Below are 11,501 nucleotides of genomic sequence, written 5' to 3'. Positions count from 1 at the left end.
TTATGTTAGAAATAAATAACCTTTATAGTGGATATGACAATGTAGATATTATTAAAGAAGCAAATATATCAATTAATAGAGGGGAGAATCTATGTATTGTAGGTCCTAATGGATGTGGAAAAAGTACTTTATTGAAGTCAATTGCAAATATTATAGATTATAAAGGAAGTATAAAAATAGATAATAAAGAAATATCAAAGCTAAATAGAAAAGAGTTAGCAAAAAAGATTGGTCTTATGAGCCAAATATCAAATATACATTTTCCATACACTGTATATGAAGCAGTTTCATTAGGAAGGTATTGTTATACAAAAGGCCCATTTGCATCATTAACTAAAGAAGACAATAAAATAATAGATGAATGTATAGAAATAGTTGGACTAACTGAGCTTAAAGATAAAATGATTGATGAATTGTCAGGGGGACAATTACAAAGAGTTTTCTTGGCAAGGGTATTTGCTCAAGACTCTGATGTTATTTTGCTTGATGAACCAACAAATCACTTAGATTTAAAACATCAAATAGAAATATTAGATCATTTAACTAAATGGGCTAAAAAAAATAATAAGATTGTGGTTGGAGTTTTACATGACTTAAATCTAGTACAACATTTTGCTGATTATGTAGTAATATTAGATAAAGGTAGTATTGTTTCTCAAGGAAAAGCAAAGGAAGTACTAAAGGAAAAGACATTAAAACAAGTTTATGGATTGGATATTAAAAACTTTATGATTGAAACATTAAAAAAATGGGAGTAAGTATTTGAATTATACTTACTCTTTTTTTGTTTTTAAGATTATGAATTATATTCTTTATCTTATCAGTAAACTTTTATATTTATCATGTATTGTGAGATAATCTAATTCATATATTAATATTAAGTATTTATAATATGTAAATATACAAGGGACTGGTTTAAATGAATTCTACAAGAATGAAAGAATATATGTATATGAAAGATTTATTAGATTTCTTATCACAAGAACTAGATAATCTAAAATTATTAGCAGGAAAAAATAATATTATTTCAGATGAAAATAAGTTTTTAAAGTTAATAAACAATATAGAAAAGGAAGTTAGCATCAATAAAATAAGCATAGAGGAGCTTAAAAATCCATTTTTATTATTTATTGTGGGAAGTGGGAATTATGGTAAATCAACAGTAATAAACTCTTTATTAAAAGATAAAATAATAGAAACAACGGACTTACCAAACACATGGAAAGTTGATTTGTTTATATCAAGTTCAAATGAAAAGATGGAGATCGTGTATAATGATGGCTTTAAGAAAATTTGTAAAATAGATAAAGGCATTGTGATATTGAAAAATGAGGAAATAAAACTAAAAGATTCTAAAAAAAGAATATCTAAGGAAATAAAAAAAATTAAACATAATGGAAATTGCAATAATGATACATTAAAGAAATTAAAGAATGACTTAGAAAATAAACACCTTTATAAATCTGAAATTGAAGAAGTTCACTATTATTTAAAAGATATAGGTATACTTAATGATTTTATTATTGTAGATACCCCTGGATTAAATCAAAATTTATTAAAAAATACTAAAGATATTATGAATTATTATTATAAAAGAGCAGATGGTGTTATTTGGCTAATTGATGCACAAAATATTGTAGCAAAGGAAAATAATCAGTTAATAAAAGATATAGGAGAAATAAACTCTATTAACATACATAAGAAAAATATAATAGGAGTGGTAAATAAGATAGATATAGTAGAAAAATATAGTGATGAAAATATTAAAAAAGTAAAATCTAAAGTAAGTAATCTATATGATGAAATTTTTAGCGATATAGTTTATATCTCTGCTAAAGAGGCTATGGAAGGTATCCTAAAAAGTAATGAAAATTTAATATATAAAAGTAACATTAAATCACTGTATGAAAGTATAGAAAATAACTTCAAAATTTTATCAGAAGAAAAACAGATTAAATCTAAATATGTAAACTTAAAAATAATGAAAACTAACATACTAACAGAAATTGAAACATATAAAAGACAATTATATAAGGATATATTTAAATATAGTGAAGCTGAATATGAATTAAAAGAAAAAACACTTAAGTTAGAGAATAGTATTAGGGAAAAACTTAATGATATAAAGAAAAGGAGCTATATAGAATCTGACTTTAACTTAATAAATCTAAATTCAGATATTAAGGATATAGAAGGCATTTGTAACAAAGAGATTGAAAAAATCTACAATTTATTAGTATTAACTTCGAATATATCAGATAATAAAGACTTAATAAAAGAAAACTTAAAATTAAGTTTTACTAAAAGTAAATATTTAATAATTAATTATTATAAAAAAGATGAAACAACTACTATAAATCTAAATACCATAAATAAAAAATTTAATTTTAATAATTTTGCCTACCGAAATTCTAAAGAAAATACCCAAGATAAATATTTGATTAAAGAAATAATAAATAGAAAAATTGATGAACTTACAAGAGAAATCTTAAATCATGTGGATGAAAAAGTTTATATTATAAAGAATCGCATAAATAATTTGAGAGAGATAGGATTCAAAGAAAGTCATCTTAACTACAATGATGTTGATAAGTTAGTATTTTATTTAAGCAATATTGAAGATATTTTAGATAATATAGGGGGATATTATGGAAGATAGAAAATATGTAAAAGAGATAAAAAAAATATTAATTAACTCTCCTATCCGAACAAAGTTAGGACATAGTGAGAATGTACCATTCAAAGATCTTATATCTAAAAATTTGAATGAAGTAATGGAAGGAATTGAAATAATAGAAAGAAATAATAATAAACCATTAAAAATAGTAATAGCTGGAGAAGTAAAGGCGGGAAAATCAAGTCTTATAAATGCACTATTATCTAAAGAAGTTAGTGAAGTAGATGTTTTAGAAGCTACATCTACAATTATTGAAGTTGTTTATGATAAAGAAAGAAGTATAAAGAAGGGTAAAGGAATAACAAAAATAGGATTAGATTTAGATTACTTAAAAAAGATTAATTTAGTAGATACACCAGGGCTTAGAAGTATAAGTATAAATAACGAACAAAAAACTCTAGATTACATACAAAACGCGGATCTAATACTTTTTGTTATAGATGCTACTCACATAGGTCAAGAAGACGTAGGAGAAGCTTTAGAAGTGTTGTCATCATATGGTAAAAATATAGTTGGGATAGTTAATAAATGTGATTTGTTACAAGACAATTATGATAGTGTATTAGAATATGTTAAGGATGAGTATGACTTATTTATAGATGACTTTTTTATGATATCATCATATCTAGAATTTCAAAATAAGGTGAGTAAAAATGCTAAGGCAGGTACTACAGATTTAATAGTATCAAACTATACTGATTTAAAAGATAATTTCTTAAAACTTAGTGAATATATCGAAAATATCTATAAAAATAGTGAAACAGTAAAATTAGATAGCATTAATTCTACTGTAACTAGCTTAATTCAAAAAGATGTAGTAAGTCATTATGACTATCTAAAAAGTATATCAATGTTATTAGAGGAGCTTAAGAAGCATGAAAAGCTTTTGGATAACAAATTTGATTATATATGTGCAAAAATGGATTTTGAGATTAGCGATTGGATAAATAGAAGTTTTTTAGACTATGAAGTTAGCAAAATAAAAGAAGATATTGAAAATGCTAGTGTTTTTATAAATGAAAACTATATAAGTGATCTTGTAAATAAAAAGAAAATTGAATTTGATCGTTTGTTTTTTAATGAATGGAGTGAATGCTTGCAGGAAGTGAATAGAGAAATTGATGATAATATAAAAAAATACATGGAAAATATTAATTATAGAGATGAGTTAATTAATGCCCCTACATTTAAGTTTGAATATGATAAAGCTGACTTAAATGAAATGCTAATAACCGTAGGGACGGGTGCAATACTTGGAGCTACATCAGGTACAGTAGTCTCTATGTATGCAGCCGGAGTAGGAACTTCTGCTGCAACTGTTACTATGGGGACAGCGTTAATGACTTATTGCCCGCCATTATTAATTGCTGGAACTATAACAGGGGCAGTAGGGAAACTATTATATGATAAAATCCAAAATGACAGAAAGAATAGAGAAATATTAAATGATGTAGATATATTTAGAGAAAAAATAAAGTATGATATTTTAGATTCACTTAAAGAAGGATTCGTTACATCAAGCAAAGATATTGTATCAACAACTACTGAAATTTATAAAAATTCTAAAGGTATAAACATGAGTAAATATGAAATTGAAAATTTTTTAGATGAGATAGATAAATATATAGAAAAAACTAACTTATTTATAGATGAAAATTAATATTACTTTATATTAATTTATTTGTTAAAAGCCTTTATTTGTAGTTATAAATAAAGAACTTTTAAACTTTTAGGCTTCCGATAATAAAGGAAGCTACTTTTATTGACGAAATTTTCTATAAATAAAAGGAATATGAAAAATATGTAGAAATATTTAATATAGACAAAAAAGGAGGCGATTAATATTAAAGATTTGCTATCTCCTTATAGGGGATTACCAAAAGAGATTTATATTTTATTCGTGGGGAAAATAGTAAACTGTATAGGTGGATTTGTACATCCGTTAATGTCATTAATACTTTCGCAAAAGATAGGACTATCACCTGCAGAGTGTGGAAAATTTGTTACAATGCTTGCAATTTGCCAGGTGCCATGTATTATGCTTGGGGGAAAGCTTGCAGATACAATAGGACGTAGAAAAGTAATAATTATATTTCAAGTATTAGGTGCAATAATGTTAGTTATATGTGGAATCATCCCTACATCAATATTAACAGCTAAGATTATGATACTATCATCTTGTTTTTACTCTATATCAACACCAGCTTATGATGCTTTGAATGCTGATTTAACTAATCAGTCTAACAGAAAAGCATCATATTCACTTTTATATATGGGAGTTAATATTGGTTTTTCTATAGGTCCAATATTAGGAGGGTTATTATATGAGAATTTCTTACCTGTAATATTCATTGGAGATGCTATAACTACGTTATTATCTTTAGCTCTATTTATATTGTTTATAAAAGAAACTAAGGGAGTTAAGATTAAAGAAGAAGAGAAAAATGAACTAGAAGACGAAGTAAAAAGCTCGACTTTTAAAGTAATGTTAGAAAGACCAGTTTTAATACTTTTTCCTATTATTATGCTCTTATTCCAATTTGCGTATTGCCAATGGGGGTTTGCTGTTCCGCTTCAGATGGGAGAAACTTTTGGAAGTGAGGGTGCCAAGCTATATGGATATTTAGGGGCCTGTAATGGGTTTATAGTAATATTATTTACACCGATTCTAACAAGTATGACAAAGAAGCATAATAGTATTAACGTAATGGCTTTAGGAGGGTTTGGATATGGGTTATGTTTTTTAATATTTGGGCTTTCATCGTCAATGCCATTATTTTTTGCTGCAGTATTCGCACTTACAATAGGAGAAATACTAATAGCTATTAATAGTTCCACTTTTATAGCAAATAATACGCCATCATCTCATAGGGGAAGAGTAAGTTCAATTATACCTTTAATATCAGGAGCAGGATATGCTTTCGGGCCGGCTATTATGGGAGAAATTATGAATATAACTGGAAACTTTATAGCATGGATGGTAGTAACTATGGTTGCGTGCATCGGAGCTATTGGTATGCTTTTATTAAATAAAGTAAAAACAGAGAAATTAGATAACAATATATAACAAAAAAGAATAAATTGTCATACCATAAACTATATCAGAATAAGGAGTAAAATATTATGTGTAGTTTAAGTTTATGTATGATAGTTAGAGATGAAGAAAAAGTATTAGATAGATGCTTAGAAAGCATAAAAGATGCAGTAGATGAGATTATTATTGTTGATACAGGTTCAATAGATAATACAAAAAAAATAGCATCTAAATATACTGATAAAATATATGATTTTCATTGGAATGATAATTTTTCTGATGCTAGGAATTATTCTTTTGATAAGGCTACAAAAGATTATGTAATGTGGTTAGATGCAGATGAGTATATGACTATTGAAAATATAGAAAAACTTATATTTTTAAAAAGTAATATAGGTGAAGAAATAGACGTAATAACTCTACAAACATATATGTGCATCGATGAAAATAATAAGCCTAGAGTTATTGGTAGAAGAAATCGTATTGTAAAAAGAGAAAAAAAATACAAATGGGTAGGATTTCTGCATGAATATATACAGGCATGTGGCACTGTATTTGATAGTAGTATATACATTGTTCATGATAAAATAAAAAATAGTGATGGTAGAAACCTTAAAATATATAAATCTAATATTGAAAAAGGAACAAAGTTAAATGAAAGAGATTTATATTATTATGGAAAAGAGCTATATTGTAATAAAAGTTACGATGAAGCAATAGAAATATTATTACAGTTTGTTGAAAAAGGTATATATAAAGATGAGATAATTGATGCCTTAAATAAAGTAGGAGAATGTTATGATAGCAAGAAAGAAAACAATCAGGCAAGACAATATTATTATAAAACCTTTGAGTATGGAGAGCCAAAGGGTGAAGTGTTATTTAATATAGCAAGTTCATTTGACGCTGAAAGTAAGTATTGCCAGGCCATAAGATGGTATGAGTTGACATTAAATATAGATATACCTAATGACTGTTGTCAGTGTATAAATATATGTTGCTTTAGGTTTAAGCCACATCTAAATCTGTGTGTATGTTATTATGAAATTGGGAATTTACAAAAATCATATTATCATCACCTAAAGGCTAAAGAGATAAACCCTACTAGTCCTAGTGTAATAAAAAATAATAAATTTTTTGATAAGATTGTTAAAAAGAATAATGATTAAGGAAAGAGGATAATAAATACTAATCTTTCTTCAAAATAAAAAAGAGATTAATTGAAAAGTTAATCTCTTTTTATTTTATGATTATTTAATTAAATTATTGATTTTAAATAGTGACATAGCACAGTTATTAACTATTAAATTTATGTAATCACCATCTTCAATATGTTCATTGTTATACAACTTTGTTACATCCATTCCAAATTGTAAATTAAGATTATTAATGCGGTTAAATTGAATACATACTCTCGTTAAGAAATAAATTAAGTATGATGAAAATATAAGTAGAATGAATAGAAACATTAAAACTCCCCCTCTCAAGACAAATACATCATGTCCTTTAATTAAATTTTACTATATGGATTTATTCTTAGCATTATAGTTAATACTCTAAAAAACAACACTAAATAACAAAATATCTATACAAATATCAAATACGACCAAAATACTTGTCGTTTGATAGTGAAATAAAAAAGAAAAAGGAAATATTTGATAAAAAAAACTTTTTAAAAAGTTTAGACATAAAAGTATTAATTAAGAAAGCAAATGAAATTTTATGTGAAAATAATATGGTATCCTGTGATACAAATTAACATCAATTGTAAATTTTCCATTTTTATAGTAAAAATATGTATGAAGGTAAAAGATATTAAATATTAGAATCTCTATATACTTTATTAGATGTAAAAGTATGGAGGTTAAATATGATACTATCAAAATTATTGAATAATTTAGAAGTTTTAAATATCAATGGCAATAAAAGTATTAATATAGACAATATACAATATGACTCTAGAAAAGTAACTAATGGAAGTTTATTTATATGTGTTAGAGGATTTAAAAGTGATGGACACACATATATTAATGAATGTATAGAAAAAGGAGCAGTAGCGTTTTTAGTAGAGAATGATATAAATTATTATGGAGACAAAGAAGTAACTTTTATTAAAGTAAAAGACTCTAGAAACTCTATGGCAAGGATTGCTTCAAACTTTTATAATAATCCAACAAGTGAGATGGATGTAATAGGGGTGACAGGAACAAATGGAAAAACAAGTATTACTACTTTTTTAAAACAAATTTTAGAAATAAATAGCAATGTAGGACTAATAGGAACTATTAAGATAGATGATGGTAAAGATGAAATTATATCAAATAATACAACTCCTGAGAGCATGGATCTTCAAAAACATTTTTATAACATGGTAAATAATAATTGTAAATACTGTGCAATGGAAGTATCTTCACACTCTTTGGCATTAAAAAGAGTAGAAGATATTAATTTTAAAATAGGTATATTTACAAACTTAACTCCTGATCATTTAGATTTTCACCGAGATTTAGAGGATTATAGAAATGCTAAAGAAAAGTTATTTTACAAGACAAGTGAAGCTAATATAATAAATATTGATGATAGTCATGGAGAGATAATATACCAAAATATTAAGGAACTATGTACAAAAGCATACACATATTCAATAGAAAAAAATGCAGACTTTATGGCAAAGGATGTCGTTTTAAAACCTGAAGGAGTATACTACACATTAATAACTCCAACATATGAAGATAAAATATTTGTACCTGTACCGGGCAAATTTACTGTGTATAATACATTAGCAGTAATAAGTGCTTGCTATGTTTTAAATATATCTATTGAAGTTATAAAGAAAAGATTAGAAGAAACCAAAGGTGTTACAGGTCGATTTGAAAATATAAAAAATGACTTAGGAATAAATGTAATAGTGGATTATGCACATACACCAGATGCTCTAGAAAATGTATTAAAAACTGCAAGAGAGTTTACTGAAGGAAAAGTAATTACAGTATTTGGTTGTGGAGGAGATAGAGATAGATCAAAAAGGCCACTTATGGGAAGAATTGCACAAGACTACTCAGATTTACCTATAGTAACATATGATAATCCAAGAACAGAAAATCCAGACAAAATAATAAAAGAAATAATTGAAGGAATGGATATAAAAGATAAAGCATACTTAATAATTAAAGACAGAAAAGAAGCTATTTATAAAGCAATAGAAGTAGCAAAAGAAAAAGATATAGTAATGATAGTTGGAAAAGGTCATGAGGATTATCAAATAATTGGAACAACAAAATACCATTTTGATGATAAAGAAGTAGCAATAGAAGCTTTATCTAAGAAGTCTTTATCATTAGGATATAATATATAAAAATAGCTGTACTATGTACAGCTATTTTGTTAGTCGCATTTTTATGTGAGGAATTCCTACTTCATCATAGACATCTGAAATAGCTTTAAAGCCACAATCTAAATATAGCTCTTTTATATATTCTTGAGCTGATAGTGTAATGCTATTTTCATATAATTCTTCATTTACAAATTTAACAGCTGATTTCATCATCTTTTGTGCAAGTCCTTTTCTTCTATATTCTTTAGAAACAAGTACACGCCCAATGGAAGTATCATTATAAGAAGAAAAATCCTTTGGAATAATTCTAGCATAAGACACTACTTTTTGATTATCTTCTAAGAAAAGATGATAGCAGTTTTTATCAATATCATCAAAGTCGTTTTCATCAACGATTTTTTGTTCACAAGCAAATACCTCATATCTACTTTTAGCGATTTCATATAACTCATTTACAGTTAGTTCATTAAAATGTTTGATTTTAAACATAATGCCCCCTTTATCTATTGTAGTATTAGTACTATTATATTATTATAAATAAAAATATTAATATTATTTAATTGAATTTAGTAATATTATAAGCTAATAACTTTTGGAGGTAAAGCGTTGAACAATACAAAAAAACTAACAGAGGCAGCACTTTTATCCTCGTTGTTTGTGATAACAGCTATCATATTTATAGGAACAGGATTTGGATATGCTATATATTTAGATTTTATAGTACCAGTATTTTTTTGCATAGTATGCTTAAAGTGTGACCTTAAGTACACAATACTATCTGCTATAACATCTTTAGTGATAGTAGGATTGGTTTTAGGTGATATAGGTACTGCAATATGGGCTAGTCAAAGTATTATACTTGGAATTATGTGTGGATATCTTATTTCGAAAAGTAACACAATATTAGATGATATTGTTTATGCTTCGATTATTGGAGTAATAGTAATGGTTTTAATTGATGTATATTTTTCAGCTTTAATAGGCTATAGCTTTATTCAAGAATTCCAAGGTATGTCAAAAAAATTTTTATACAAAGAATACATAGAAGTAGTTTATTATATGTTAATTGCTTTATTTCCAATGGGTACTGTATTTAGCATATACATATTATCTTTATTTGTAGGTAAGAAGTTAAACATATTAAAAGACAATGCAAAGAAAAAAATGTATATTATAGGAAACTTTAGGAGTTTCGGAAGATTTATGTGTTGTTCAAAAAATGTTTTTTGTGGAGCAGTAACATATCTAATTTTAGTAGAAATGATAAAACTTAGTGGTTTTAACATTGGTAGTGGTCATCTAAAGACTATTGTAATATCAGTTCAGTATTTATGTATATACTTTGTATTAAGAGATTGCTATAGCTCGATACAAAATTATTTAATATCAAAGTATCAAAAAATTTCTTATGCTAGGATAATCACATTAATAACAATATTATCAATAGTGTTTATGTTTAGAATTGCGACTATTACATTAATCATTTTAGATACAATATTAAATAAAAGAATAAATATTAGAGTAAAGCAAATAAATCTCATTAATAGCTTTGCAAATAACTTGATTCAAAAATAAATTATTTAAGAGGTGAGTTATGGGAAAGGGAAGCAAGGTGCTATATAGTATAACAGGATTGGTAGTAATATTAATTATTTTTTGCTATATGTATATATCAAATGGAGAAAAAATAAAGGATAGAGATATAACTTGGTTAACTAAACACCCTATTGCTCACAGGGGGTTACATAATAATACTTACCCAGAAAACTCAATGGGAGCATTTAAAAATGCAATTGATAATGGATATCCTATAGAACTTGATGTTAGATTCACGAAAGATAAACAAGTAGTAGTTTTTCACGACGAAAATTTAGGTAGAATAACTAAGGATAAAAGAGATATAAGTGAATTAACATATGACGAATTAAGTAAAATAACTTTATTAGATAGTAACGAAAAAATTCCTCTACTTAAAGATGTAATACAATTGGTAGATGGAAGTGTACCAACAATTATAGAAATAAAAAACTGTAAAGAAGTAATAAGTTTAGGGGAAGAGACTTATAAATTAACTAAAAATTATAATGGAGATTACTCTGTTCAGTCGTTTAATCCTTTTGTTTTAGAATGGTACAAAAATAATGCTAGCGAAGTAATTAGAGGACAGCTATCTGGAACAATGAGAGAAGGAGCTGAAAACTTAAAGTTATATGAAAAATTTGCCCTTAGAAACTTAATGTTAAACTTTAAAAGTAAACCAAACTATATTGCATATGAAGCAGATGGGTTACCAGAATTTAGGGTAACGATATTAAGGAAGCAAGGTATCCCGATAATAGGATGGACCATAAGGAATGAATCAGAAGAAAGAGAAGCCTATAAATACTGTGATAATATAATTATGGAGAACTTTATGGCAAAGTAATATATATAAGAAAAAAATGTATTATTAAAAA

At 26.2% G+C, this 11,501-nt stretch carries 10 protein-coding genes; 8 read left to right on the top strand and 2 right to left on the bottom strand.

The genetic code is table 11. The features are described 5' to 3' along the window. Window positions 1-2: 2 nt before the first annotated feature. From ACI48P_RS10915 to ACI48P_RS10895, 5 genes are all read left to right on the top strand, one after another. Window positions 3-758 (top strand): ABC transporter ATP-binding protein, encoded by a 756-nt coding sequence (locus tag ACI48P_RS10915; protein WP_475215591.1) that lies wholly within the window; start codon window positions 3-5, stop codon window positions 756-758. Between the two features lie 161 nt (window positions 759-919). Further along, window positions 920-2,659 (top strand): dynamin family protein, encoded by a 1,740-nt coding sequence (locus ACI48P_RS10910; RefSeq protein WP_475215589.1) that lies wholly within the window; start codon window positions 920-922, stop codon window positions 2,657-2,659. After that, window positions 2,649-4,337, top strand: a complete 1,689-nt coding sequence (locus ACI48P_RS10905; protein ID WP_475215588.1) for a dynamin family protein — start codon at window positions 2,649-2,651, stop codon at window positions 4,335-4,337. Before ACI48P_RS10910 ends, ACI48P_RS10905 begins: the two co-directional genes overlap by 11 nt. 240 nt (window positions 4,338-4,577) lie before the next feature. Next, window positions 4,578-5,744: an MFS transporter gene (locus ACI48P_RS10900; protein ID WP_475215585.1), complete on the top strand. Its 1,167-nt coding sequence runs from the start codon at window positions 4,578-4,580 to the stop codon at window positions 5,742-5,744. A gap of 56 nt (window positions 5,745-5,800) precedes the next feature. After that, window positions 5,801-6,880 carry a glycosyltransferase gene (locus tag ACI48P_RS10895; RefSeq protein WP_475215582.1) on the top strand — a complete coding sequence of 360 codons (1,080 nt, stop codon included), beginning with the start codon at window positions 5,801-5,803 and terminating at the stop codon, window positions 6,878-6,880. Between the two features lie 81 nt (window positions 6,881-6,961). On the opposite strand, the gene ACI48P_RS10890 is transcribed toward ACI48P_RS10895, so the two are convergent. Next, window positions 6,962-7,180 carry a hypothetical protein gene (locus ACI48P_RS10890; protein ID WP_475215580.1) on the bottom strand — a complete coding sequence of 73 codons (219 nt, stop codon included), beginning with the start codon at window positions 7,178-7,180 and terminating at the stop codon, window positions 6,962-6,964. Between the two features lie 401 nt (window positions 7,181-7,581). Between ACI48P_RS10890 and ACI48P_RS10885 the strand changes: the two genes are divergently transcribed. Beyond that, window positions 7,582-9,066: a UDP-N-acetylmuramoyl-L-alanyl-D-glutamate--2,6-diaminopimelate ligase gene (locus ACI48P_RS10885; protein ID WP_475215577.1), complete on the top strand. Its 1,485-nt coding sequence runs from the start codon at window positions 7,582-7,584 to the stop codon at window positions 9,064-9,066. A gap of 21 nt (window positions 9,067-9,087) precedes the next feature. On the opposite strand, the gene ACI48P_RS10880 is transcribed toward ACI48P_RS10885, so the two are convergent. Continuing rightward, the gene (locus tag ACI48P_RS10880; protein WP_475215576.1) at window positions 9,088-9,534 is read right to left on the bottom strand and encodes a GNAT family N-acetyltransferase; all 447 of its coding nucleotides are present in this window, start codon (window positions 9,532-9,534) and stop codon (window positions 9,088-9,090) included. Window positions 9,535-9,651: 117 nt separating this feature from the next. Here ACI48P_RS10880 and ACI48P_RS10875 point away from each other — a divergent pair, with 117 nt between their 5' ends. Both ACI48P_RS10875 and ACI48P_RS10870 read left to right on the top strand, forming a co-directional pair. Continuing rightward, window positions 9,652-10,620 carry a YybS family protein gene (locus ACI48P_RS10875; RefSeq protein ID WP_475215574.1) on the top strand — a complete coding sequence of 323 codons (969 nt, stop codon included), beginning with the start codon at window positions 9,652-9,654 and terminating at the stop codon, window positions 10,618-10,620. 19 nt (window positions 10,621-10,639) lie between these two features. Further along, window positions 10,640-11,470 (top strand): glycerophosphodiester phosphodiesterase family protein, encoded by an 831-nt coding sequence (locus ACI48P_RS10870; protein WP_475215573.1) that lies wholly within the window; start codon window positions 10,640-10,642, stop codon window positions 11,468-11,470. The last annotated feature ends 31 nt before the right edge of the window (window positions 11,471-11,501 follow it).

This window comes from Romboutsia sp. LXY-2 (genome assembly GCF_056171995.1).
Note: the sequence above shows the minus strand (reverse complement) of the source record. Positions and strands in the feature narration are given on the sequence as shown.

Bases quoted from the DNA above. Each gene is read 5' to 3' on its own strand.
- ACI48P_RS10905 (WP_475215588.1), top strand. From the start codon at position 2,649: ATGGAAGATAGAAAATATGTAAAAGAGATAAAAAAAATATTAATTAAC.
- ACI48P_RS10915 (WP_475215591.1), top strand. From the start codon at position 3: ATGTTAGAAATAAATAACCTTTATAGTGGATATGACAATGTAGATATT.
- ACI48P_RS10895 (WP_475215582.1), top strand. From the start codon at position 5,801: ATGTGTAGTTTAAGTTTATGTATGATAGTTAGAGATGAAGAAAAAGTA.
- ACI48P_RS10890 (WP_475215580.1), bottom strand. From the start codon at position 7,180: ATGTTTCTATTCATTCTACTTATATTTTCATCATACTTAATTTATTTC.
- ACI48P_RS10885 (WP_475215577.1), top strand. From the start codon at position 7,582: ATGATACTATCAAAATTATTGAATAATTTAGAAGTTTTAAATATCAAT.
- ACI48P_RS10910 (WP_475215589.1), top strand. From the start codon at position 920: ATGAATTCTACAAGAATGAAAGAATATATGTATATGAAAGATTTATTA.
- ACI48P_RS10870 (WP_475215573.1), top strand. From the start codon at position 10,640: ATGGGAAAGGGAAGCAAGGTGCTATATAGTATAACAGGATTGGTAGTA.
- ACI48P_RS10880 (WP_475215576.1), bottom strand. From the start codon at position 9,534: ATGTTTAAAATCAAACATTTTAATGAACTAACTGTAAATGAGTTATAT.